Origin of the sequence: Massilia glaciei, from assembly GCF_003011895.2 — a bacterium.
GTDB classification, from domain to species: Bacteria; Pseudomonadota; Gammaproteobacteria; order Burkholderiales; family Burkholderiaceae_D; genus Telluria_A; species Telluria_A glaciei.
On record NZ_PXWF02000083.1, the window covers coordinates 26,611 to 51,068 of the forward strand.

General features: G+C 67.6%; 15 protein-coding genes and 1 riboswitch. Of the genes, 7 read left to right on the forward strand and 8 right to left on the reverse strand.

Going from position 1 to position 24,458, the window contains the following annotated elements:
• Position 1: 1 nt before the first annotated feature.
• From C7C56_RS06345 to C7C56_RS06355, 3 genes are all read right to left on the reverse strand, one after another.
• Positions 2-1,066, reverse strand: coding sequence for a FecCD family ABC transporter permease (locus C7C56_RS06345; protein ID WP_106756621.1), 1,065 nt, complete (start codon positions 1,064-1,066; stop codon positions 2-4).
• 10 nt (positions 1,067-1,076) lie between these two features.
• A complete protein-coding gene (locus C7C56_RS06350) occupies positions 1,077-2,933 on the reverse strand; it encodes a TonB-dependent receptor domain-containing protein (RefSeq protein ID WP_106756622.1) in 1,857 nt (618 codons plus the stop codon).
• Between the two features lie 78 nt (positions 2,934-3,011).
• A riboswitch (cobalamin riboswitch) is annotated at positions 3,012-3,249 on the reverse strand.
• Positions 3,250-3,369: 120 nt separating this feature from the next.
• Entirely contained in the window at positions 3,370-4,050 is a 681-nt protein-coding gene (locus tag C7C56_RS06355) for a hypothetical protein (protein ID WP_106756623.1), read from the reverse strand.
• Between the two features lie 170 nt (positions 4,051-4,220).
• On the opposite strand from C7C56_RS06355, the gene C7C56_RS28630 reads away from it, so the two are divergent.
• The 3 genes from C7C56_RS28630 to C7C56_RS06375 all read left to right on the forward strand — a co-directional run bounded on the left by C7C56_RS28630 (position 4,221) and on the right by C7C56_RS06375 (position 8,738).
• Complete coding sequence (locus C7C56_RS28630) at positions 4,221-6,446, forward strand: M1 family metallopeptidase (protein ID WP_181373043.1); 2,226 nt, start codon at positions 4,221-4,223, stop codon at positions 6,444-6,446.
• On the forward strand, positions 6,446-7,339 hold the full coding sequence (locus C7C56_RS06365) for a hypothetical protein (RefSeq protein ID WP_106756624.1): 894 nt from the start codon (positions 6,446-6,448) through the stop codon (positions 7,337-7,339). The genes C7C56_RS28630 and C7C56_RS06365 overlap by 1 nt, the downstream gene beginning before the upstream one ends.
• A gap of 463 nt (positions 7,340-7,802) precedes the next feature.
• Positions 7,803-8,738, forward strand: coding sequence for a PDDEXK nuclease domain-containing protein (locus tag C7C56_RS06375; protein ID WP_106756626.1), 936 nt, complete (start codon positions 7,803-7,805; stop codon positions 8,736-8,738).
• 944 nt (positions 8,739-9,682) lie between these two features.
• Here C7C56_RS06375 and C7C56_RS06380 read toward each other — a convergent pair.
• From C7C56_RS06380 to C7C56_RS06405, 5 genes are all read right to left on the reverse strand, one after another.
• On the reverse strand, positions 9,683-13,420 hold the full coding sequence (locus tag C7C56_RS06380) for a PAS domain-containing protein (protein WP_106756627.1): 3,738 nt from the start codon (positions 13,418-13,420) through the stop codon (positions 9,683-9,685).
• 876 nt (positions 13,421-14,296) lie between these two features.
• Positions 14,297-15,217 (reverse strand): ribosome biogenesis GTPase YlqF, encoded by a 921-nt coding sequence (gene ylqF / locus C7C56_RS06390; protein ID WP_229458225.1) that lies wholly within the window; start codon positions 15,215-15,217, stop codon positions 14,297-14,299.
• A gap of 103 nt (positions 15,218-15,320) precedes the next feature.
• A complete protein-coding gene (locus tag C7C56_RS06395; protein WP_181373044.1) occupies positions 15,321-16,550 on the reverse strand; it encodes a hypothetical protein in 1,230 nt (409 codons plus the stop codon).
• Positions 16,551-16,578: 28 nt separating this feature from the next.
• Positions 16,579-17,466: a hypothetical protein gene (locus C7C56_RS06400; protein ID WP_219933114.1), complete on the reverse strand. Its 888-nt coding sequence runs from the start codon at positions 17,464-17,466 to the stop codon at positions 16,579-16,581.
• Between the two features lie 309 nt (positions 17,467-17,775).
• Positions 17,776-18,705 (reverse strand): histone deacetylase family protein, encoded by a 930-nt coding sequence (locus C7C56_RS06405; RefSeq protein WP_106756631.1) that lies wholly within the window; start codon positions 18,703-18,705, stop codon positions 17,776-17,778.
• Positions 18,706-18,891: 186 nt separating this feature from the next.
• Between C7C56_RS06405 and C7C56_RS06410 the strand changes: the two genes are divergently transcribed.
• The 4 genes from C7C56_RS06410 to mltB are packed head-to-tail and all read left to right on the forward strand — an operon-like array spanning position 18,892 to position 24,216.
• A complete protein-coding gene (locus tag C7C56_RS06410) occupies positions 18,892-19,812 on the forward strand; it encodes an AAA family ATPase (protein ID WP_106756655.1) in 921 nt (306 codons plus the stop codon).
• Between the two features lie 10 nt (positions 19,813-19,822).
• Positions 19,823-20,821 carry a DUF58 domain-containing protein gene (locus tag C7C56_RS06415; RefSeq protein ID WP_106756632.1) on the forward strand — a complete coding sequence of 333 codons (999 nt, stop codon included), beginning with the start codon at positions 19,823-19,825 and terminating at the stop codon, positions 20,819-20,821.
• Positions 20,818-22,866 carry a transglutaminase TgpA family protein gene (locus C7C56_RS06420; RefSeq protein WP_106756633.1) on the forward strand — a complete coding sequence of 683 codons (2,049 nt, stop codon included), beginning with the start codon at positions 20,818-20,820 and terminating at the stop codon, positions 22,864-22,866. The genes C7C56_RS06415 and C7C56_RS06420 overlap by 4 nt, the downstream gene beginning before the upstream one ends.
• Before the next feature lie 51 nt (positions 22,867-22,917).
• On the forward strand, positions 22,918-24,216 hold the full coding sequence (mltB, locus tag C7C56_RS06425; protein WP_106756634.1) for a lytic murein transglycosylase B: 1,299 nt from the start codon (positions 22,918-22,920) through the stop codon (positions 24,214-24,216).
• The last annotated feature ends 242 nt before the right edge of the window (positions 24,217-24,458 follow it).

Sequence of the window (24,458 nt, forward strand, 5' to 3'; positions counted from 1 at the left end):
CTCATGGCCGGCGCACCCGCAACTGGTGCAACTGGACCAGGAACACCGGCACCCCGATCAGCGAGGTCAGCACGCCGACCGGCAGTTGCTGGGGCGCCAGCACGGTGCGCGCGAGCGTGTCGGCGAGCATCAGGAAGGCGCCGCCGGCGAGCGCGGCGGCTGGCAGCAGCACCCGGTGGTCGGGGCCGAAGGCGTAGCGGCAGGCGTGCGGCACGATCAGTCCGACGAAGCCGATGCTGCCGGCGGTGCTCACGGCGCTCGCCGTGAGCAGGCCCGAACAGACGAACAGCGAGCGGCGCAGGCCGCCCGTGGCGACCCCGAGCGTGGAGGCGGCGTCGGCGTGCAGGGCCATCACGTTGAGGGCGCGCGCGCGCAGCAGCGCGAACGGCAGCACCCCGGCCAGCACCAGCCACGGCAGCAACCGCCACTGGGTGCCGGAGAGGTCGCCGATCATCCAGAAGACCATGCCGCGCAGGCGCGAATCGGGCGCGATCGAGAGCATCAGGGTCACCAGCGCCATGCAGGCCGAGGCCAGGATCACGCCGGTCAGCAGCAGCGTGCCCGTGTCGCCGCCGGCGTCGCCGCGCGCGTTGCCGCCGAGGTCGCGGCGCGCCAGCAGGTACAGCAAAAAGGAGATGCCGAGCGCGCCGGCCAGCGCGCCGAGGTCGACCACCCACAGCGCGGCGCCGGCCAGCAGCGCGGCGAGCGCGCCGACGGCGGCGCCGCTCGAGATGCCCAGCACATACGGGTCGGCCAGCGGGTTGCGCACCAGCGCCTGCATCATGACGCCGGCCAGCGCCAGCGCGGCGCCGGTGGCGAAGCCGCTGCAGGCGCGCCCGAGGCGCAGCTCGAGCAGGGTGGCGTTCATGCTGGCCACCCTGCCCTGGAGAATTTCGGCGAGCGCCGCCGGCAGCTCGGCCAGCGGCACGCTGATCGAACCGACCGCGCAGGCCAGCACCAGGCTGGCCAGCGCAAAGGCGAGCAGCGCGCCCAGGATCGACGTGGCCCGGCTTCGCATGGCGCGGCTGCCGCGCGGCGGCTGGTCGGACGGGGCCACGTTGTTCATGCCACGCGCCCTACCGGGCGCCGTAGCGCAGGCCGACGAACACGGTCCTGCCGGCCGTGGCGTAGCCCTTGGCCAGCGCGTACCGCTTGTCGCCGGCGTTGTTCAGGTTGCCGAACACGGACCACTGGCCGCCCAGCGCGTAGCTGGCGCGCAGGTTGAGCAGGCCGTAGCCGGGCAGCCGGGCCAGCTCGGCGCCGTCGTTGAAGCGCGCGCCCGAGAACAGCGCGTCGGCGCCGACCTTGAACTTGCCGATGCCGTAGTCGAGGCCGACGCTGCCGTGGCGGCCCGAGCGGCGCGCCAGGCGCTTGCCGGTGGTGTCGTCGACCGGATCCTGGAAGTCGAGCGAGCCGTTGAGCATGAACCCGTTCCACGCGGTGCGCGCGCCCAGCGACAGGCCCTCGAGCGTGGCCTGGTTGATGTTGTAGGCGCAGCCGTAGGGGTGGCTGGCCACCTCGACCGGGCAGGTCGGCGCGTAGACCAGCAGGTCGGTCAGGCGGTTGCGGTACAGGCTCGCGGTCAGTTGCGTGGCGCCGCGCGCGTAGGCCAGGCCGAGCTCGGCGTTGCGGCCCTTTTCGGGGCGGTTGGCGGCCACCCCGAAGCCCGGGTAGTACAACTCGTTGAAGGTCGGGGCGCGGAAGCTGGTGCCGACGCTGGCGCTGGCGCGCAGTCCGCCGCCGATGCGGTAGCCGTAGGCCAGGCTGCCCGTGTTGTGCACGCCGAACTGCGAGTTGTCGTCGCGCCGCACGCTGGCGGTGCCGAGGTGGGCGCCGCGGCGCAGCTGGTAGGCCAGCGCCAGCGAGCGCGTGCTGCGCGCGCGCGAGATGGCGCCGAGGTTAGCGAGCACCTCCTCCTTGCGGTGCTCGAGCACCACCTGCAGCAGGTCGGTGCCGAGCGTGACGTCGTTCTGCCACAGCAGGCCGGTCTGCTCGGTGTCGATGAAGCCGTCGCCGTACGAGGCGTAGCTGGCGCTCTTGTCGTCGGCGTGCGAGAACTGCAGCTTGCTGTTCCAGTTGGGCAGGATCCGGTTGTGCGACCAGAACGAGGCGCTCGCCAGTTTTTCGAGGGAGTGGTCGTCGAAGCCGGGGCCGGCGTCGAACTGCGAGGCCAGGCGGCTGTGCATGAACTGCGCGCCGAGCTCGTGGCCCCTGGCCAGCGCGTACGACAGGTTGCCGCTGGCGCTGCGGCGCTCGTAGCCGTCGCGGTCGGGGTTGTAGGTGTAGGGGCCGGCGTCCGGGGTCGAGGCCGAAAACTCGTCCGAGCGCTCGCTGGCGAGCTGGAACGCGTAGCGCAGCGCGCCGGCGGCGCCGCTGACGCCGGCGTCGAGGCGGCGCCGGCCGTCGCTGCCGGCGCCGAGCGTGAGGGTCGGCGCCGGCGCCGCGCCATGGGCGCCGCGCTTGGTGAAGATCTGGACCACGCCGCCCATCGCGTCGGCGCCGTACAGGCTGCTCAGGGGGCCGTAGATGATCTCGATGCGGTCGACCTGGGCCAACGGAATGGCGGCCCAGGTGGCGCCGCCGTTGGCGGCCGAGCCGACCCGCACGCCGTCGACGAGCACGATGCTCTGGCTGTTGGAGGCGCCGCGCAGGAACACCGAGGCGTAGTTGGCGCTGCCGCCGTTGCTGCTGATTTCGATGCCGCGGGTTTTCTGCAGCAGTTCGGCGATCGAGACCTGGCCGGCGGCGGCGATTTCGTCGGCGCCGATGAGCACGTGGTCGCTAAGCACCTCGCTGGCCGGCTGGGCCACGCGGGTGGCGGTGACGACGACCTGCGAGGGCGCGGTCTGGGCGAGGGCCGGCGCGAGCGCGAGGCCGGACAGGGCGAGCGAGGTCAATGCCGCGGCGCGGTGTTGGGATACGAGAGAGATCATTGTTTAAACGTTTCGATAAGGGATGCACCCCGCCTGCGTCCCCGCAAGCCGGATTCAACGGAGGGCCGGCCTGCGCCGGCGCCTCCACCTGTCCTGGCCGGTATCCGGGCTCGCAAGTCGGACTGTTCCACCTTCCCATGCCGAAAGGCACGGTGGTCCTTGGAACAGCCTGCCGCCCGCGGGGGGCGACGCTTGTTTACCGTTGCGGGGGCAGCACACCTTGGCTGGACCGGACTTGCCGGCCTGACAGCTTTGTGTTTCCCGTTTAACTGCACGCGTGGTCACGCGTGCGGGCACCAAAACCCCGACATTATAAACCCAACAAGGCTGTACAGGACCAAGAAAGAGGACCAAGAAAGCGGACCAAGAAAGCGGACCAAGAAAGCGGACCAACAAGGAGGACCAACGAGGAGGGCCCACAAGCGCCGGGGCGGCGTTAATTGGGGCAGTTCACCTGCTTGCCCTGCTTGTTTTTGAAAATGTCGTTCCCGCGCACCATCTGGTTCGCCTCTTCGACGATGCAATAGCTGAAGCCGCGTCCGCGCACGCGCGTCATGCGCCTGCCGTCGGCGGTCGAGATGTCCTCCATCGTCGTGGCGCGCGGCTTGAAGGCCGATTGCACCGCGACCGCGAATTTGTCGGGGCCGGCCAGCGGCGCCGCGCCGCCGACCTTGCGCTCGCCGGCGCGCAACTCGCGGTCAGCCCTGCCGGCGCCGCTGCGGGCGCGCTCCGCCAGGCTGGGCTGGGCGGCGTCGTTTGCGGGCTCGGGCTCGGGCTCGGGCTCGGGCGCGACCATGACCGTCGGCGGCGACCACAGCGGTACTGGCTCGTGCACGGGCTCGGGAACGCGGGGAACGCGGGGAACGCGGACGGCCGCGCTCGGCGGCGGCGGCATTTTTTTCGGTTCGGGTGCGGGTGCCGGCGGCGGCTTGGCCGCGTTGATGTAGACCATCGCGGGCCGGTTTGGGTCGTCGGGCGGCGCCGCCGGCACGCCCATGCGCCACCATGCAAACAGCAGCGCGTGGAGCGCGACGACAATGCCCAGCCGCAGCATCGGCATGCCTGGGGTGCGCCCGCGGCCGTATCCAGCAAGGTCATCGGTCAAGCTGGTTTGCATGTAGGCAATCGGATCGCATTAAGAAATTGGCAATAATATAGCACGGCGATATGGCACGGCGCGCAACAGCGGCCGTCCCAACCCTTCAAAGCATTAGCTTTATGTTACGTGTCTAGTTATAGTGTGCGCACCAAAACGCGGCGGTCCCGCCGCCCACCAGGAGCCATGCAATGCAAGCGAGCAGCACCCGATCAAGCATGCTCAAGTGGGGTGCGACGGCCGCCCTGCTCGCCGCCGTGTGCGCATTCAACGCCGAGCGTTTGGCCGGGGCCGCCGGGGTCACCATCACGCCGATCGAGGCGCCCACGGCCGAGGTCGGCATCGGATTCGCCTCGCCAGCGGCGGCCGCGGTGGCGGTGCCGAGCGCGCCCGACGCCTGGGGCGGCGTGCGCACCGGCAGCGCGGCGACGCTGTCGGACCGGGTGGTCGACTACCAGATCGCCGCCACGCTCGACCCGGTCGCGCACACCATCGACGGCAGGCAGAAACTGCGCTGGCGCAACCGCAGCGCGGTCGCCGTCCGCAGCGTCTACGTGCACCTGTACATGAACGCGTTCGAGAGCGCCGGCAGCACCTTTTTCACCGAACAACGGCGCCTGGGCGGGGGCTTTCGCAGCGATGTCGACACCGGCGAGGGCGAGTGGGGGCACATCGAACTGCGCAGCGTGACCCAGGACGGCGCCAAGGTCGGGCGCACCTTCGTCCATCCCGACAACGGCCCGGAAACCGACCGCACGGTGGTGCGCTTGGACCTGTCGACGGCGGTCGCGCCGGGCGCGACGACCACGCTCGAGATCGACTTCCACACCAAGTTGCCGCGGGTGGTGGCGCGCACTGGCCACTTCGGCAGCTTCCACCTGGTCGGCCAGTGGTTCCCCAAGATCGGCGTGCTCGAACTGCCGGGCGAACGGGGCGCGACCGCGCCGCGCTGGAACGTGCACGAGTTCCACCTCAATTCCGAGTTCTACGCCGACTTCGGCAATTTCGACGTCAAGCTGACCGTGCCCAGGGACTACCGGGTCGGCGCCACGGGCGCGCTGCAGGGCGCGCCGGTGGCGCGCGGCGGCATGCTGACCCATCACTACGTGCAGGGCGACGTCCACGATTTCGCCTGGACCGCCGACCGCCGCTTCGCGGCCCCGCTCGAGGCGACCTGGACCGGACCGGGCAGCCCGAACGTCAAGGTCTCGGTGCTGTATCCGCCCGAGTACGAGGCGAGTGCCGCGCCGGCCATGCGGGCCGCGCTCGACTCGCTCGCGTATTTTTCGAGGACGCTCGGCCCCTATCCGTACACCACATTGACGGTGGTGATCCCGCCGTTCAACGCCGAGGAGGCCGGCGGCATGGAGTACCCGACCTTCATCACCGCCTCCGGCTACGACAAGGTGCCGCCGAAATCGGCGGCCGCGACCGAACTCGATTTCGTCACCATCCACGAGTTCGGCCACGGCTATTTCTACGGCATCCTCGCCTCGAACGAATTCGAGGAGCCGATGCTCGACGAGGGCCTCAACGAATACTGGAACCAGCGCATGCTGCAAGAACGCGGCACGCCGCTGCACATCGCCCCCCCGTTCGTCGCCGCATTGGGCATCAACCCGGCGGTCGGGAGCTTCGCGCTCGAACGCATGCGGACCCCGCGCGAGGAGCCGGCCGACCCGCTCGGGCAGAACGCGTACAACCGGCTGCAGGGCATCGGCCCGGCCTACTCGCGCACCGCCACCGTCATGCGCGACCTCGAGGCGCGCATCGGCAAGCAGGCCATGGAGCGCGCCTTCAAGGCGTATTACCAGAGATGGAAATTCCGCCATCCGAGCGTGGCCGACCTGCGCGAGTCACTGGCCGAGGCCAGCGGCGAGCGCACCGCGGTCGAACAGGTGTTCGCGCAGCAGGTGTACCAGGTCGCCAAGGTCGACGACCGGATCGACCGCTTCGGCAGCGCCGAGGAACTGCCGCAGCCGGGGACCTACGAGGTCGGCGGCAAGCGGGTCGAGCACGACGCGGCGGCGGTGGAAAAACAGATCGCCGCCGCGCGCGCGCAATGGGCCAAGGCCCATCCCGAGGCCAAGCCCGGCACCGGTCCGTTCCCGTTCCGCACCAGCGTCACGCTGCGCCGGCGCGGCGCGAGCGTGCCGCAGACGCTGGTCGTCAAATTCGCCGACGGCAGCACCGAGACGGCGCACTGGAACAACGACGAGAAATGGCAGCGCTTGAGCTGGATCAAACCGGCCAGGGCGGTGTCGGCCGAACTCGATCCGCAGCGCCTGCACTACCTCGACACCAGCAAGCTCGACGACAGCCGCACCCTCGCCGCCGACCCGGCCGCGTCGCGCCGCTGGGGCTTCGACTTCGCCGCCTTCGTGCAGATCGTCCTTTCCCTGATCGCCAACGTATGATGAACCCGACCTCCCCCTTGATCCCGACCGGCGGCGCGCGCATCTTCGCCCGCGCCGCGCGCGCGGCCCTGCAATGGCGCTTGCTGCTGCTGTGGACGCTGTGCCTGCTGGTCCCGACGGCCGTGCTCGCGCTGCCGATGTGGGCCATGCTCGGCGCCAACCTCGATTATTCGGTGTATTCGGCGCGCCTCGCGCGCGAGCTCGACCTGGTCGCCATCACCGACCTGCTGGCCGCCCACGGACGCCACGCGGCGGCCTTCAACAATGCCGCCACCATCGCGCTGGTGTTGACCCTGCTGCTGTCGCCGCTGTTGTCGGGCTTCGTGGTGACGGCGGCGCGCGCGCGCGGGGCCGTGCCCGGCCTGCGCGCGCTCGTCGGCGGCGGCCTGCACGAATACCCGCGCATGCTGCGCATGCTGTTGTGGGCGGTGGTGCCGCTCGGGATGGCGGCGCTGGCCGGCGGCGAATTGCTCGACGCCGCCGAACGCCAGCGCGAGGCGGCGATCCTGCCGTCCGAGGCGCGCTGGCCGGCGCTGGCGGCGGTGCTGGGACTGGCCCTGCTGCTGATGCTCGCGCACGCCTCGCTCGACGCCGGGCGCGCCGCGCTCGCGCTCGACCGGCGCCGCAGCTCGGCGCTCAAGGCGTGGTGGAGCGGTTGCAAAATGCTGGCGCGGCGCCCGCTCGCCAGCTTCGCGCTCTACCTCGGACTAAGCGCGCTCGGGCTGTGCGCCGCGGCGCTGCTGACCTACGCGCGCATCAACCTGCCGTATCTGGGCACGGCGGGCGTGGTCGGGGCATTTGTATTGACCCAGCTGGCGGTGCTGGTTCTGGCGTGGATGCGCAGCGCGCGCCTGTTCGCGCTGGTCGAGCTGGCGCGCGCCGAGCATCCGTAGTGGGTGTCCAGTTTGACGTGAAATACGCAGCAAGGCTGCATTTTGCCGGCCTGCGAGGTTTGGGGCTCGCTCGTAAAGGCCGTCCATGCGTGGCATGAACGCGAGTCGGCCCCGCATTGGGCGCGCGTGGACATCCTGATTAACGCGCTGTACGAGTGCCGGCTGTCATTTTCAGAAGACGACTGCACCAGTTCATTGGGCTGGCTGCCGTGCTGCATATGACTCCTGAACGTGACGTGTCAGAAGTCCGTTGCACGAAATGCCGCGAGATGCCGGGAGTGCTCAGAAGTCACAGGCACGGCACGACGAAGCAGCACCGCAAATTCCGGAGATCAACCGCCAAGTTGCATGCGATCGGCCAGGCGTTCGCGAACGTTCGCGAGGCTGCTGCAAGGCTCAAGATCGGCAAGGTGCTCTATACGTCGCCCTATAAGTAACGGGTGCAGCCGACTCCTGACGTTACGTGCAGGCATCTTCTAAAAATGACACTGGCTACGGCGAGCAGCTCGTCGCTTCGCTGGCGCGGCAATTGGAAGTCGAACACGGGCGCGGATTCGGCGCTAAGAACCTGCGCCACATGCTGCGTTTTGACGAGGTGTTCGAGGCCGAGGAGATTGTCTACGCGCTGAGTAGACAATTGAGCTGGACCCATTTGCGCAGCCTGATTTATATCGACGATCCCCTCAAGCGGGAGTTCTACCTGGAGATGTGCCGCAGCGAGGGCTGGAGCACCCGCACCTTGCAGGGTCGGCTCGACTCCATGCTGATCGAGCGCACGGCGCTCTCACGCAAGCCGGACGAGCTGCTGACGAGCGAACTGGCGACCTTGCGCGACCAAGGGGGACTAGGCCCGAACCTCGTGCTGAAGGATCCCTATGTGCTGGATTTCCTCGGGTTGCGCGATCGCTACCTTGAAAAGGATCTCGAAGACGCCATCCTGCGTGAATTGGAAAATTTTCTGTTGGAGTTGGGGGCTGGTTTTAGCTTTGTCGCCCGCCAAAAACGGCTGCAAATTGACAGCAACGATTATTACATTGACCTGCTGTTCTACAACCGCCGCTTGCGGCGCCTGGTCGCCATCGAACTCAAGCTCGGCGAATTCAAGGCGGCCGACAAGGGCCAGATGGAGCTCAACCTGCGCTGGCTGGCCAAACATGGACAAGAGCCGGGCGAAGCGCCGCCGCTGGGCATCATCCTTTGCACGGGCAAGAACCGTGAACAGATAGAACTGCTGGAACTTGACCAAAGCGGCATTCACGTCGCCGAGTACCTGACCGGCTTGCCGTCCCGGCAACTGCTGGAGCAAAAGCTGCATGAGGCGGTGGCGTTGTCGAGGGCGCGCCTGGAGAATCGGTCCAGCCCAGATCAGCCCGACCCGGCCGCAACCGAATTCAAGTAAGGAAGGGTTGCTAATGCGAATCGGATATGCCCGCGTCTCTACCCAGGACCAGGACAACACGGCACAGATCGCGGCGTTGAACGCTGCGTTAATGATCGTCAACTGGAACAAGCGGAAGTGGCTTTTACGCTTGCACCAAAACGGTAATGGAGGTGGGAACAGCGTGTTTGACTGTGCGCTTTCGTGACCCATACGCCTCCCGGTCGAAAGCAACCGCCTAACCCGACGTACTTTTGCAAGTGGAACGTGGAAACCCCGTATCGCTCCCTTTAGGGACAGCCGGCCGCAAGGTTTGCCTATGGTGGTGCGGGAGTAGGATGTCGGAAAAATCGAACGCCGTGCTGTAATGGTGCGGATACAGGTTTTAAGGATACCTGGCACGAAAGTGGGCCCACGTCCGGCAGGTGGTACATCGCGAGATAGTTTGGAGAACCGTTAATGTGGAGGAAAGCAAATGGACGCAGCAGCACGGGCGTGTTCGCCTCCAACGTTGTCGCAAGACATGTATGACGGCTGCAAGCGCGTATCGCGAAGGGTGCTCGGGGTATATGCCGAGTTCCCGGGTCAGCGTTATTCTGGCCTTTCCACTGCTCGAGCCGTGTGATGGGAAACTATCATGCACGGTTCCTCGGGGGCTGGGCGTGGGCAACCGCGTCTGGCTACCCTCCTTCAGATAACCTCAGTGGCTTGAGTCGAACAGGCGTCGCCCGCCGCTGGCCCGGAGCGCCTCGCATGCACGTGTGTCAACGTGACACCTTAATGTGGCGACGAGCTGCTAAATTGACTCAGAGGCTGAGAGTTTTTCGGGCGTGCACGAGCAGCCGCCAGAAAGCGGCAGATCGAGGCGCAAAGCGCAGCCATAGCGGGCTATGGCGAGCATTTGCAACGACGAACTGGCGCTTTCTGGCGTGCTGAGCGGGCATGATCGAAAGACTCTCAGCCTCTCAGTCCCGCGCGAGTCGCGCGGGAGCGCCGAACAGGCTCTCGATCGGCTCGGGTTTGTGTAGCAAGAACCCTTGTGCGTAGTCGATGCCGATCTCACGAACGCGCGCCAGCACTTCAGACCGGTCCACAAACTCGGCTACCGTCTTGACCCCCACCACCCGGGCCACGTCAACAAAACATCGCACAGCGGCGGCGTCCAGCGGGTCGTCGAGCACGTCGCGGATGAAGCTGCCGTCGATCTTCAGCAGATCGACCTTGAGGGTCTTCAGGTAGCCGAACGACGAAGCCCCGGCCCCGAAGTCGTCGAGCGCCACCCTGGCCCCGAGAGCGCGGACCTGTTCAATGAAGATCGCGGCGTCAGCCATGTTGGTGACGGCGGCGGTCTCCGTGATCTCCAGGCAGATGCGTCGGCAGACCGCGCTGCCGGCTTCGGTCAACGCGGCGATGGCATGCCGGTGAAACGCCCGGTCGCCCACCGACTGCCCTGACAGGTTGATGCACAGAGTGTCGAGAGCATTTATATCTGGCATGTCCTGGATCTGCTGCACGGCGCGCTTGAGTACCCAGCGATCGATGCGCGTGGCCATGTGGAAGCGCTCTGCAGCCGGGAGGAAGGCCCCCGGAGGGATCAGGCTGTCATCGCTGTCCAGCAGGCGGATCAACGCTTCCGCATGCAGGCCCGTGGAGCCCTCGCCAAGGGCTTCGATGCGCTGCGCATAGAGCACAAACCTGTCTTCATCGAGCGCCTGCTCCAACCGTGAGGCCCACTGCATTTCGCCATGGCGTGTACGCATGGCTTGGTCGGTGTCGAACCAGGCATGCACGCGGTTGCGGCCCGCCTCTTTGGCGGCGTAGCACGACGTGTCTGCCGCCTGCATGGCGGCGGCCGTGTTGGCCCAGCGGCTGTCCACGGGCACCAGGCCGATGCTGGTGCCGATCCGGAAGCGCCGGTCTTCGTGCACGAACCTGAACTCCTCCATGCGGTCGCAGATCTGCTGTGCCACGCGCTGGGCCTGGTCGGACATACAGTACTCCAGGATGACCGCGAATTCGTCGCCTCCCAGGCGGGCCAGCGTGTCGCGCGCACGCACGGCTTCGCGCAGCAGCTTGGCCACCTGCTGCAGGAGCTGGTCGCCCACCGAATGTCCGCAGGCGTCGTTCACGAGCTTGAACTGGTCGAGGTCGATATACAGCATGGCATGCTCGCTGCGGTCCTCGTGTGCCTTGTCCAAGGTGCGGCGCAACCGGGTCTCGAACTCGGCCCGGTTGACTAGGCCCGTGAGGGCGTCGTGCGTGGCGCGGTAGCTTATCTCGCCGGACAGGCGCCGCTGTTCAGTCACGTCGTGAAAGACCAGCACGACGCCGAGCACGTCGCCACTCGGGTTGCGGATCGGTGCAGCGGAATCGACGATGTCGAACTCGTCCCCATTGCGCGAGATGAGCACCGTGTCATTGGCCAGGCCCACGATCTTGCCCTGTGCCAGGCAGGTGGCCACAGGGTTCTCGGTGAGATGGCGGGTCTCTTCGTTTACGATGTGAAAGACCTGGGTCAGTGGTCGCCCGAGTGCTTCACTGGACAGCCAGCCGGTCATGCGCTCGGCTGCCGGGTTCAACCAGGTCACTTGGCTTTGCGCGTCGGTGGTGATCACGGCGTCGCCGATCGACTGCAGAGTCACGCGCAGGAGCTCATGCTGTTCGGCCAGTTGGTTGGCGAGCTCGCGAAGTGGCGTCACATCCCAATTCACGCCCACGATGTGCAGAGCCTGGCCCGCGGCGTCAAGCGTCACACTGCCAGCGGCACGAAGAAAGTGCACGGAGCCGTCGTTCCAGATCACACGAAACTCGGAGCGAAAGTCGGCACCGTCTTCCAAGGACGACTTGAACTCTAGCTCAGAGCGGCTTCGATCGGCGGGGTGAAGATGGCGAGCCCAGAGCTCGTAGCCGTCCGTACCCAATCCCTCTGGCAGACCGTATAGCGCGTACATCAGGGCATCCCAAGTGAGTACGCCGGTTTGCACGTTCAGTTCCCATACCCCGATGCCACCGGTTTCGGTCGCCAGCGTGGCGCGCTGTTGAGCCGCTTCTAGAGCCAAGCGATCTTGCACGCTCAGGGTGATGTCTTGGAAGGCGCCGTACAGCCGCACCGGCTTTCCGTCCACAAACTCCGCGTGGCCCACCGCACGCACCCAGATCCTGCGACCGCCCTTCTGGATGAACGGCAGTTCCAGGTCCCAGCCCGTACCGTCGCCCATGGCCTGCGCCACGGCCGCCTCGACGACGGGGCGCGCTTCCGGCGCATAGAAGTCGATTGCCTCGGCCAGCTGGGGCAGGTAGCCGGGCTCCACACCGTGGATGCGACAGGTCTGCTCGGACCAATGGATGCTGCCGCTGGCAATGTCCACTTCCCAGCCCCCGACCCGTGCTAGGGCACCCGTTCGGTTGAGCAATTCCTCACTCTTGCGCAACCGATCTTCCTGCGCCTTGCGTGCCGTGATGTCCAGGTGGGTCCCGAACATCCACTCGGGCTGGCCATCTACAGTGCGGGTCAGTACCTTGCCGCGGTCGAGCACCCAGACCCAATGGCCATCGCGGTGGCGCATGCGCGCCTCGCATTCGTAGGCCACCGTATCGCCAGCAAAGTGAGCCTGAAGCAGCACACTGGATCGCGCCACGTCCTCGGGGTGGCCCAGATCGACCCAGGTCTGGATAGTGGTGGGGGAAAGCTCATCCAAGGTGGCCCCAACAATCTCGGCCCAGCGGCCATTGAATCGCGTCTCGCCGGTCTGAACGTTCCACTCCCAGGTGCCCGCGCCGGTGCCCTCAATGATCGCTGCCAGGCGCACGCGCTCTTCGTCGAGTGCCCGGCGCGACTGCAAGCGCTCGGTGATGTCCTCCACCGACCCCACGTAACCGGTGACTTCGTCATCGCCATCGAGTATGGCGCGCGCAACAGAGCGCACATGGCGCACCGTACCGTCGTGGCGGCGGACCCGAAACTCCATATCGAATTCTTGCTTCAGCTCCGCTGCGTGCTGCCATTGGGCGAAGACAGCGGCCTTGTCGTCGTGGTGCAGCGTGTGGCTCCAGCCGTCACCCAGAGCCTCGGCGTCGCTCAGGCCGTAGATGGCTTGCCAGCGCGCATTTGTGTAGGTGCAGGCGCCGGCCACATCGGTGGCGAACACGCCTAACGGAGATGACTCGCTGAGCGTGCGAAAGCGGTTTTCACTGGCCGCGAAAGCCCGTGCCATGTGACGCGATTCCAGCGCCTGAACGGCAGCGATCGACAGCAGGCGCAGCGCTTCGCGTTGCTTCTCGCTCAGACGGCGGGGCACACGGTCGATCACGCACAGCGTACCCACGTTCGCACCGTCGCTCAGGCGCAGCGTGGCGCCGGCGTAGAATCGGATGCCTGGTGCCGTGGCCACCAGCGGGTTGTCGGCAAAGCGAGGGTCGGCCAAGGCATCAGGCACCTCGAAAATGCCGTCGTCCAGGATCGAGTGAGCGCAGAACGCCACATCGCGGGGGGTCTCTGTAACTCCGGGCAGGCCAACATTGGCTTTGAACCATTGCCGGTCCTGGTCGATCAGGCTGACCAGCGCGATCGGGACGCCGCACACCAAGGCAGCGATTGCCACCAGGGCATCGAACTCACGTTCGGGCGTGGAGTCTAGGACGCCGAGCCGTTCGAGCGCCCGCAAGCGCTCCGGTTCGTCCGATGGCATCGGTGCGGTCAGCATAGGGCTGTCTCGATCAATTGAATGTCCCCGATTGTCTCACAGCGGCACATCGTCGAGGGAGCGAACTGGGCTGGGATATGTGTGACCGCTTCGGGGCGGCAGCTGCCGAGATCGGACGGTACCGCAGCCGTCAAGTACATTAGGGAGTTGTCGGCCAAGAGCAGACGCTCACGCGAACACAGCTGGATTCAAGAATATGCGTTAACGAAGATTCGGCAGCGAGGGAGTCAGCAATGGAGATCTTGTTAGTTTGCATCATTACGGGGTATATCTTGATGCTGCTATGGGCAACTTTGGTTGTGATGCGAGATCCATATTCCGAAGGTGGCCAGAAAGTCGCACAGTTGGCGTTGGTTTGGTTCCTTCCAGCGATCGGGGCCCTCATCATTCTGGGAATGCACCGCAAAACGGAAAAGCCGTCTGGGCAGTAGCCGAGCGGCCCTAGGAGGGGCGGCAGCGGCCCTCTCCGGCATTCGTGCGCGTTTGCCCGTCTGGTTCGTGCTCGTTTTTTCGCATCCGCGCTCGCGCTAGTTTGCGCAATCAAACAGAGACGGAATAACGGCAAACGCGACTAAACGAGCAAGCAAAACGAGCATGGATGCCCGACAGGGTTGCGGGTCCACCCCACCATGGTGCGTTCGTGTTTAGACGAATGCTCAGCCGAGTGCTCGGCGGGTTGCCTGGCCGCGTGCCTTGCTGCGTGCCTAGCTGCGCACTCAGAGGCTGAGAGTTTTTCGTGCGTGTCCGAGCAGCCCGCCAGAAAGCGGCAGATCGAGGCGCAAAGCACAGCCATAGCGGGCTATGGCGAGCATTTGCAACGACGAACTGGCGCTTTCTGGCGTGATGAGCGGGCATGATCGAAAGACTCTCAGCCTCTCAGGTGCCGCGCTTGCCGCGCGAGGCGTTGGCCGCCTTTTCGGCCGCCTTTTCGGCGGCGGCGGCGGCCTTGGCCGCCATCTCGGCCGCGTGCTGCGCCAGCCGCGCGCCGCGCGTCTCGGGCGTCTCGAGACTGATGCGCCCGAGCGCGCCGGTGCGGTAATCCTGCAGGAAGATATGCGAGGCCTTCTCGAAATCGAGGTCGCCACCCTTCTGGCGGAAGCCGCGGCGCGCCGCCACGCCCTCGACCACGGCGATGCCGTCCATGCCCTCGGTCTTGAAGCCGTAGCGCGCCGTCAGCAGTTGCGGATAGCGCGCCAGCAGCTCGTCGGCCAAAAACACCGCGACCTCGTCCTCGATCAGCGCGTTCGAGCCGATCGCGTGGCTGGCGGCGAGCATCAGGCCGTCGCTGGCGAGCGCGATTTTCGGCCACAGCATGCCGGGCGTGTCGACCAGGATCATGTTCTTGCCGAGGTAGAGCTTCTGCTGCATCTTGGTCACTGCCGGCTCGTCGCCCACCTTGGCGACCTTTTTCTTGAGCAGCGCGTTCATCAGGGTCGATTTGCCGACGTTCGGAATGCCCATGATCATGATCCGCAGCGGCTTGGTCGGCACACCCCGGTGCGGCGCCAGCGCCTGGCACAGCTCGGGGATGCGGGCCACGTCGCCGGGCTTTTTGGTGGTCATCGCGTAGGCGGTCACGCCCTCCTGCGCGTTGTAGTAGGCGCTCCAGGCGGCGGTCGCGGCCGGGTCGGCCAGGTCGATCTTGTTGAGGATCTTGAGGCAGGGGCGCTGGCGGAACAGGCGCAACTCCTCGACCATCGGGTTGCAGCTGGCCTCGGGCAGGCGCGCGTCGAGCACCTCGATGACCAAGTCGGTGTTCTCCATCGACTCGGCCGCCTTCTTGCGCGCGGCGTTCATGTGGCCCGGGTACCATTGTATCGACATGCTGTGCTCTCAGATTCTGCTATTGAGGCGCTATTTTACGGGGTCGGCGCGCCAACGGCGGCTTTTACCTCCGATTTCAGTTGGAGCGGGCGCCCGCCTGCGCCGCCACCAGCGCCGCGCCGGCCGCGCAGCCGACCGCCGGCAGCGGCTGCGCCGGGTCGAATTGCGCCAGCGCCGCGCGCGCCGCGACCAAATCCTTGCCGAACTCCTTGAGGTAGCGGCCGCGCTCCTCGCTGTCCCATTCGGCGCCCGACAGACTGTTCATCTGCTTGCCCTTGGCGGCGTACACCGTGCCCGCCAGGCGCGGCATCAGCGCGCGGTCGGGATCGGTGTTCTCCTTGAGCAGATGGCCATCGACGTCGCGCAGCACCAGCGGCAGCGCCGGCGCCTTGTCGAGCAGCAGCTTGCCAAACACGGTCAGCTTGACCTCGTTGGGCCCGGCCGGCAGCACGTCGTTGAAAGTGAGCAGCGCGAACGGCTGGCCCCTGGCGTCGTCGACCCGGCCGGTGACGATGTAGCGCCCGGCCGTGCGCATCTGGGCGCCGAGGTAGAAATGGAGCGAGCCGGACTCGGTCGCCTCGCGCACCTGCCCGGTCCAGGTGGCCGGCAGTTCGGGGGTGTGGATGACGTCGAAAATGATCACGCCGTTGCTGCCGCCGGCGCTGTAGCGCACCTCGGTGCGGATGGTGCCGTTGAACGAGGCCAGCGCGCCCTGGGCCGGCGCCAGCACGGCGGCGAAGGCGCCGTCGCCGGCCGCCGCGTCGGCGCCGGCGCCGTTATCGGCGAAGGCGAGCGTGGCCTGCGGCGTGGCGCGCGCGCCCTCTTTGGCGACGCCCTTGGCCAGCGCGCGCGTGACCACCAGCGGCAGCACCTTGCCGTCGGCGTCGGTGGCGCGCAGCGAGAACGCGACGCCCTCGCCGGCGGCCAGGAACACGCGCGACTGCGAACTTTGAATCCGCACTTTTGAATCGGCGCCGCCGCCGTCGGTGCGCATCGGGCCCGATTCGGTGATCGGGGCGTTGGGGTAGATCTGGTCGGGATGGTCGGCCACGGGGCGCGACTCGACCGGGTATTTGCTCGCCTCGCGGTAGTCGCAATAGGTGTGGTCGGTCAGTTGCACGTTCTCGCTCAGGACCTGCCTGCGCGCGGCGCGCTCCTGCGCCGCGGCCGGGGTGGCCGCGGCGCCCAGCGCCGGCGCCATCAAGGGCGCGCCGGGGGCTTGCGCCGCCGGCGCCGGCTCGGGCGCCGCAGCCGGATCGTCGCCGGCCCAGACATACAGGCCGGCGCCGAGGGTGGCTGCCAGCACGCCGCCCGCCACCCACCATTGCAATGCCTTAGAGGGCACTATTGACCATCGCGGTGCGCACCACCCCGACGATGCCCTGCCAGTTGCCGGCGCCGTAGTGGTTGTAGGCCTCGGCGTTGTCGCGGAACACCACCGAATGGTAGCTCCACTTGGCCTGTCCGCCCTCGTTGACGCCCGAACCCATGGTCAGGTCGTTGCAGAACCAGTCTGCATAGTTGCAGTAGGCGCCGCCCGAACTGCCCGACACCCCGCCGCTGCTGTGGTAGGCGATGGCCTCGTCGTCCTGGCCCGGCAGGATGCCCGAATACAGGGTCCCCTTGGCGCCGGCGTACATGTAGAACCAGACGCCACGCGTGGTGTTGTGGTTGTACAGGGCGCGCGCGGTGGTGGTTTTGAGGTCCTGCACCAGCGGCTCGGAGGTGGTCCAGGAGCCGACGTCGGAGAGCTCCGAACCGCCACCCGCGCCCGAGGCGGCGCGCACCCACTTGATGTTCCAGCCGGTCTGCGCGGTGCCGTCCGAGTTGCCGCACACGCCGCCGGCGGCGGGCGAGGCGTTCTTCTTCATGCGCGAGGAGCCGCCGTAGTTGGCCATGGTGTAGCCCATCATCAGGTCGCCCGCGCTGTGGGTGGCGACGTAGCACCAGTTGGCGCCCGTGCAGAAGCAGTCGAGGGCGTCGCGCACCTTGCTGTTCTGGCTCGCGATGCTGCTGCGCCCGTCCCAGTTGACGGCCTTCTTGTTGACCCCGGCGGCGGTGCTGGATGGCCCCCAGGCGCCGAAATTGTTGTAGTCGCCGGCGACGCCGCCGCCGCCCCGGCCGTTGACCCACAGGGTGTAGTTGGCGGCGCTGGCGATGCTGGTGGCCGCGGTGAGCGACAGCAAAAGGGCGGAAAGGGCAATGCGCATGAATCTACTCATTAATTCACTCCTTGTTGACAACATGGAAGAAAAAAGACGGAAGACGGCGAAGCTGGGACAGTGGGAAAAGTACGACCGTGCTATCGGCGTTGGGTTGAATCTACCGATGTCACAAAACTAAGTCAAAGTGTTTTAGAGCGAACGCTCGGTTTTTTGAATATTTCTAGAGGATGTGCTCGGTTTTGTCTTTTTAACGATACAAAAATCTACATGTCGTTACGCGCGGGGTCCGTCGAGCAGCCGCGCCGGACCGGCGCCTTGGCGCGCGAGGCCCGGTCGAGCCGCGCCGGCGCCTTGACGTGCACGGCGTCAGTCGAGCCGGGCCAGCGCCTTGACGTGCGAGACCACGCTGCGCCCGAGCGCCGACAGGTTGTAGCCGCCCTCGAGGCAGCTGACGATGCGCCCCTGCGAGAACTCGCGCGCGACCGCCATCACCTGCTGGGTGATCCAGGCGTAGTCGGCCTCGACCAGGCCCATGCCGCCCATGTCGTCCTCGCGGTGGGCGTCGAAGCCGGCCGAGATGAAGATCATCTGCGGGCGGTGCGCGCGCAGCGCCGGCAGCCAGTGCTCGGACACCAGCGCGCGCACCAGCGCGCCGTCGCTGTTGGCCGGCACCGGCACGTTGACGCGGGTGGCGCTGAGCGGCTCGGGCGCGCTGTACGGGTAGAACGGATGCTGGAAGAAGCTCGCCATGAGCACCCGGGGGTCGGCGGCGAAGGCCTCGGCCGTGCCGTTGCCGTGGTGCACGTCGAAGTCGACGATGGCGATCCGTTCGAGGCCGTGCGCCTCGAGCGCGTGGCGCGCCGCGATCGCGATGTTATTAAACAGGCAAAATCCCATCGCCTCGGTGCGGCGCGCGTGGTGGCCCGGCGGGCGCACCGAGCAGAACGCGTTCTCGATCTCGCCTTTGATGACGGCGTCGGTGGCGGCCACGGCGGCGCCGGCCGCGCGCAGCGCGGCGCGCCAGCTGGCCGCGTTGAGCGAGGTGTCGCCGTCGATCGGGTAGTAGCCGGCCGCGGCCGGGCAGTTCTCGCGCACCAGCGCGATCGCGTTGGCGCTGTGGTTGCGCTCGATCGCGGCGAGCGCGGCCAGCGGCGCCTCGCGCCGTTCGACCAGCGCCGCCACGCCCGAGGCGATCAGCTGGTCGTCGATGGCCTGCAGGCGCGCGGGGCATTCGGGGTGCCACTCGCCCATCTCGTGCAGCAGGCAGTCGGGATGGGAATAGATCGCAGTGCTCATATCGTCGTTTCTGTGGCGAGCGCGCGGGCCGCCGCATAAAATGTGTTGCACCGGCAACGCCGTTCTCGCATAGAATTGCCGGGACGGGTCGTGGTGACGGCACCCGGGGCGCCGATGGCGGTAATCTACCATGCGGCGGGCCCAAATACCGGCGCGGACTTCAATCTGGCTCACAAAGACAAACACATGTTAAAAAAAATGCACGCTGTCGCCAACCAGGTCACCCAGATCGTGGTCGGCAAGGATTTGCAGGTCCGCCAGGCGCTGACCTGCCTGCTGGCCGGCGGCCACCTGCTGATCGAGGACGTGCCCGGGGTCGGCAAGACCACGCTGGCGCACGCGCTGGCGATCTCGCTCGGGCTCAAGTTCAACCGGGTCCAGTTCACCAGCGACCTGCTGCCGGCCGACGTGGCCGGCATCTCGGTCTACGAGCGCGAGAAGAACGGCTTCGTGTTCCACCCGGGGCCGATCTTCACCCAGGTGCTGCTGGCCGACGAGATCAACCGCGCCACCCCCAAGACCCAGTCCGGCCTGCTCGAGGCGATGGAGGAGCGCCAGGTCAGCGCCGATGGCGTCACGCGCGCGCTGCCGGAGCCGTTCTTCGTGATCGCGACCCAGAACCCGGCGCACCAGGTCGGCACCTTCCCGCTGCCCGAGTCGCAGCTCGACCGCTTTCTGATGTGCCTGTCGCTGGGCTACCCCGACGCCGCCGCCGAGCGCGCCCTGCTGATGGGCGAGGACCGGCGCAGCATGCTCAAGTCGCTGGAGGCGGCGATGCAGCCGGCCGAGCTGCTCGCGGCCCAGCAGTCGCTGCGCCAGATCCACACCTCAAGCGCGCTGGTCGACTACGTGCAGGCGCTGGCCCAGGCCTCGCGCCGCGACGGCCTGTTCGCCGAGGGCCTGTCGCCGCGCGCGGCGATCGCGCTGCTGCACGCGGCGCGCGGCTGGGCCGCGCTCGAGGGGCGCGACCACGTGGTCCCCGAGGACGTGCAGGCGGTGCTGGTGCCGGTCTGCGCGCACCGCCTGCGCCCGCTCAAGTCGGCCCACGGCATCGCCCTGGCCAGCCGCGACCTGGTGCTGCAGCTGCAGAAATCGGTCCCCGTCTAAACGGCCGCGCATGTTCACGAGCGTCAAAAAGCTGGTGCGGCGCAAGGCCGACAAGTGGCTGTTCCAGCTGCGCGGGGCCGAGCCGGGCGAGGTCTACCTGAACCAGCGGCGCGTGTTCATCCTGCCCACCGGGGCCGGGGTCGGCTTCTTCGGGCTGGTGCTGCTGCTGCTGGTCGGCTCGGTCAACTACAACCTCGGGCTCGGCTACGCGCTCACCTTCGGGGTCGGCCTGTGCGCCGTCGTCGACATGTACCTCACCCACCGCAACCTGGTGGCGCTGCACCTGCGCCCGGGCCGCGCCCAGCCCGTGTTCGCGGGCGAGGAGGCGCTGTTCGAGCTGCACATCATCAACCGCACGGCGCGCGCGCGCTACGCCCTGTGGATCGACTTCCAGAGCGCCGGCGAGGCGCGCCACGTGGCCGACGCGGGCGCCGGCGGCGAGGCCGCCACCACGCTGAGCTGCGCCACCATCGGGCGCGGCTGGCTGGCCGCGCCGCGGGTGCGGCTGGCGACCCGCTTCCCGCTCGGCCTGTTCAACGCCTGGAGCTACTGGCAGCCCGACCTGCGGGTGCTGGTCTACCCCTTCCCCGAAAAGCTGGGCGAGCCGCTGCCGCTGCTCAGCGGAACCGGCGCCGAGGGCCATGGCCGCGCCGGCGAGGACGACTTCGCCGGCATCCGCAGCTTCCAGCAGGGCGACCCGATGCGGCGCCTGGCGTGGCGCCAGATCGCGCGGCTCGACCTCGAACTTGGCGGCCAGCTCGTGACCAAGCATTTCGAGGGCGGCGCCGGCGAGGACCTGGTGCTCGACTTCAATGCGCTGCCGGGCACGCTCGACCTCGAGCTGCGCCTGTCGCGCATGACGCGCTGGGTGCTCGACGCCGAGCAGCGCGCCCTGCCCTACGCGCTGCGCATCGGCCGCCACGACTTCGCGCCGGCGCTCGGCGACGCGCACCGGGCCGCCTGCCTGCGCGCGCTCGCGCTGCACGCTCTGGCGGGGGAGCGCGCATGAGCGCGACCGCCGCCCCGGCCCAGCGCGGAGCGCTCGCGCGCCTAGCCTTCGGACTGGCGCGCGACAAGGCCGACACCCTGCTGCTGCTGGCCGCCGCGCTGCTGGTGATCGCGCCGCACGCGGACCACCTGCCGGGGTGGATCTCGGCGCTGTGCGCGGTGATGCTGCTGTGGCGCGCCCTGATCACCTTCCGCGGCACCCGCATGCCGCCGCTGGCGCTGCTGCTGCCGGTGGCGATGGGCGCCATGTTCGGCGTCTACCGGACCTACCACACGCTGCTCGGGCGCGAGGCCGGGGTCGCCATGCTGGTGCTGCTGGTGACCATGAAGATGCTCGAGATGCACGCCAAGCGCGACCTGTTCGTGGTGATCTTCCTGTGCTTCTTCCTGCAGCTGACCCATTTCTTTTACGCGCAGGGGATCGGCAGCGCGCTGCTGATGGTCGTCGCCATCGTCACCCTGCTCACCGCCCAGCTCTCGTTCCAGTACACTGGTCAGCGCCCGCCGCTGCTGGGCCGATTGCGCCTCGGCGCCACCATCCTCGGCCTGGCCGCGCCGCTGGCGGTGCTGCTGTTCGTGTTCTTCCCGCGCATCCAGGGGCCGCTGTGGGGCATGCCGGGCGACGCCAAGTCCGGCCGCACGGGCATGTCCGACAGCATGTCGCCCGGTAATTTGTCGAGCCTGGCGCAGTCGGAGGAGACCGCCTTCCGCGTCAAGTTCATCGACCCGGCGCCGCCGCAGTCGCAGATGTACTGGCGCGGCATCGTCCTGAGCCGGTTCGACGGGCGCACCTGGAGCCGGATGCCGCAGCGGCTCGGCGCGCCGGCCGCAAAAGCGGATCCGCTCGTGCTGACCCTGCGCGGCCCGGGCATCCGGCACCAGGTCACGCTCGAGCCGTTCAAGAACAATTGGCTGTTCGCGCTCGAGGCGCCCGTAAAGCCGCCCTACATGGACGGCAATCCGGTGCGCGTGACGGGCGAGCTCGAAATGCGGGCCGACTTCGCGCTCGAGCAGCGGGTGCGCTACGAGGTCGTGTCGAATCCGCAGTTCACGCTGCAGGCGCAGCAGGATCCGGCAAACATGGCGGCGTGGCTTGAGCTGCCCCCCGGCTACAACCCGCTGACCATGCAGGCCGGCGCCGAACTGCGCAAACTGGACGACCCGCGCCAGCGGGTGCAGGCGGCGCTGGCGCGCTTCAACCGCGAGAACTTCAGCTACACGCTCGAACCGCCCCTGCTCGGGCGCGATTCGGTCGACGAATTCATGTACACGACCAAGGCCGGTTTCTGCGAGCATTACGCCGGCTCGTTCGTGTTCCTGATGCGCGCGGCCGGGGTGCCGGCGCGCGTGGTGGCCGGCTACCAGGGCGGCGAGGCGAATCCCTTCGACGGCTTTTTTACGGTGCGCCAGATGGACGCCCACGCCTGGGCCGAGGTCTGGTTCGAGGGCAGCGGCTGGACCCGGGTCGACCCCACCGCCGCCGTCTCGCCCGAGCGCATCCAGAGCAGCGGCGCGCGGGCGCGCCAGCGCGAGGCGCCGTTCGGGATCGAAAGCCTGGGCGCGGTGATCAACCTCAATCCCCACACCAGCCCGTGGCTCACCGAGCTGCGCCTGCGCATCGGCGCCGTCAACAACGGCTGGAACCAGTGGGTGCTCAACTACACGCCGGAGCGCCAGCGCAGCTTCCTCGGTTCGCTGCGCGCCGTGCTCGGCTACTGGGACGTGCTGCTCGCGCTGCTGGCGATCGCCGCCGGGGCGGTGCTCGTGCGCACGTTACAGTTGCGCTCGCGAACCGATCCGATCGATGCGTTATACTCGCAACTGTGCCAGCAGCTGGCCAAGGCCGGCCTCGCGCGCGCCCCCCACGAGGGGCCGGGCGCGTATGCGGCGCGGGTCGGCGCGCACGCAATGGCGCCCGCGAACAAGGCCGCGGCCACGCGCTTCCTCGCGCTGTACAGCGCCCACAAATACGGCCCGCGGGCGCCCCAGCCCAAGCTGGCCGGCACGCTGCGGCGCCTGCTGAACGCGGCCAAGGCCACAAATTAATCACAGGTCGCGGCCGTCGCCGGCGGCGGCCGCACCACAGACAAAACCACGATGAAATTTCTGCAGCACCTGAAGCCGTCCGCCCTGCTCCCCGCCCTGCTCGCCCTCGCCGTCGCTGCCGCACCGGTGGCGCACGGCGCGATCGCCGCCGAAGGCACCGGCACCAAAACCAGCACCAAAGCCAGCACCAAAAATAGCACCAAAAATAGCACCAAAAATAGCACCAAAAATAGCACCAAAAATAGCACCAAAAGCGGCGCCAAGGCCGGACGCCACGCCAAGGCCGTCAAGCAGGCCAAAAAGGCCCCGAAGACCAAGGCCCAGGCCAGGGCCATCGCCAACGCCAAGCGCAACGCCGCGGCCACGGCCGCGGCGGTCAATTACAAGGGCGAGCGCGTCAACTTCGGCGAGTGGCAGGCGGTCAGCGAATTCGCCGACCTCATGAGCGAGCGCCACGGCTTCGAGCGCGAAGCGCTGCGCGCATTGATCGGGCAAATCAATTTCGTCGACTCGGCGGTGCAGCTGGTCAAACCGGCGCCGCCGGGCAAGCCGAAAAACTGGCAGGCCTACAGCGCGCTGATGGTCGAGCCGATCCGGATCAAGGCCGGCACCGCGTTCTGGAACGAGAACGCGGAGACGCTCGCGCGCGCCGAGAAGGCCTACGGCGTGCCGGCCGAAATCATCGTCGGCATCGTCGGGATCGAAACCATCTATGGCCGCAACACCGGCCGCTTCCGCGTGCTCGACACCCTCACGACGCTCGGCTTCGCCTATCCGGAGACCCCGAACAAGCAGGCGCGCATGGCCTTCTTCCGCGGCGAGCTCGAGGCCGCGCTGCTGCTCGCGCGCCAGCGCGGGGTCGACCCGCTCTCGCTGCTCGGCTCGTTCGCGGGCGCCATGGGCCTGCCCCAGTTCATGCCGAGCAGCGTGCTGGCCTGGGGCGTCGACTTCGATCTCGACGGCGTCGTCGACCTGCACAACTCGCGCGCCGACGTGATCGGCAGCGTCGCCAATTTCCTCGTCCAGCACGGCTGGAAGCGCGAGCAGGCCGGCCCGCTCGCGTATCCGGTCGACGTGGCGCCGAGCATGGCGTGGGAGAAATTCATCGGGCAGGGATTGGCGGCCAAGTACGGCCAGCAGGAACTGCGCGAGGCCGGCGTCGCCAGCGGCCAGCCGCTGCCGCCTGGAATGCTGTTCGGCCTCGTGGACCTGCAAAACGGCCCGGAGGCGACCGAATACTGGCTGGGCACCGACAATTTTTACGCGATCACCCATTACAACCGCAGCTTCTTCTATGCGATGTCGGTCATCGAATTGGGCCGCGCCGCGCGCAGCAACCGTGATAATTGAGGTGAGATTCAAACCGGCAGTGCGAAGCGGCTTGATAATTTGTAAATGAATGTAAGCGCGGCGCCCGTCGCGGGCCGCGTTTTGCGTTTCTGCGGCACCAATCCCCCCGGGCGAGCCCCCGGAAATCTGCCACGCCGCGCTATGCGGACGCGGGCACAATCGGGCATACCCCAGCCAACGCTGGGCATCGTCGCTCAACCCGTCGTACCGTGCGGCAACCCATGGCCGATTATTTTACAATC

Coding starts and splice junctions, on each gene's coding strand:
- mltB (WP_106756634.1), top strand. CDS start 22,918: ATGAAATTTCTGCAGCACCTGAAGCCGTCCGCCCTGCTCCCCGCCCTG.
- C7C56_RS06365 (WP_106756624.1), top strand. CDS start 6,446: ATGAACCCGACCTCCCCCTTGATCCCGACCGGCGGCGCGCGCATCTTC.
- C7C56_RS06355 (WP_106756623.1), bottom strand. CDS start 4,050: ATGCAAACCAGCTTGACCGATGACCTTGCTGGATACGGCCGCGGGCGC.
- C7C56_RS06400 (WP_219933114.1), bottom strand. CDS start 17,466: ATGAGTAGATTCATGCGCATTGCCCTTTCCGCCCTTTTGCTGTCGCTC.
- C7C56_RS06410 (WP_106756655.1), top strand. CDS start 18,892: ATGTTAAAAAAAATGCACGCTGTCGCCAACCAGGTCACCCAGATCGTG.
- C7C56_RS06415 (WP_106756632.1), top strand. CDS start 19,823: ATGTTCACGAGCGTCAAAAAGCTGGTGCGGCGCAAGGCCGACAAGTGG.
- C7C56_RS06345 (WP_106756621.1), bottom strand. CDS start 1,066: ATGAACAACGTGGCCCCGTCCGACCAGCCGCCGCGCGGCAGCCGCGCC.
- C7C56_RS06380 (WP_106756627.1), bottom strand. CDS start 13,420: ATGCTGACCGCACCGATGCCATCGGACGAACCGGAGCGCTTGCGGGCG.
- C7C56_RS06405 (WP_106756631.1), bottom strand. CDS start 18,705: ATGAGCACTGCGATCTATTCCCATCCCGACTGCCTGCTGCACGAGATG.
- C7C56_RS28630 (WP_181373043.1), top strand. CDS start 4,221: ATGCAAGCGAGCAGCACCCGATCAAGCATGCTCAAGTGGGGTGCGACG.
- C7C56_RS06420 (WP_106756633.1), top strand. CDS start 20,818: ATGAGCGCGACCGCCGCCCCGGCCCAGCGCGGAGCGCTCGCGCGCCTA.
- ylqF (WP_229458225.1), bottom strand. CDS start 15,217: ATGAACGCCGCGCGCAAGAAGGCGGCCGAGTCGATGGAGAACACCGAC.
- C7C56_RS06350 (WP_106756622.1), bottom strand. CDS start 2,933: ATGATCTCTCTCGTATCCCAACACCGCGCCGCGGCATTGACCTCGCTC.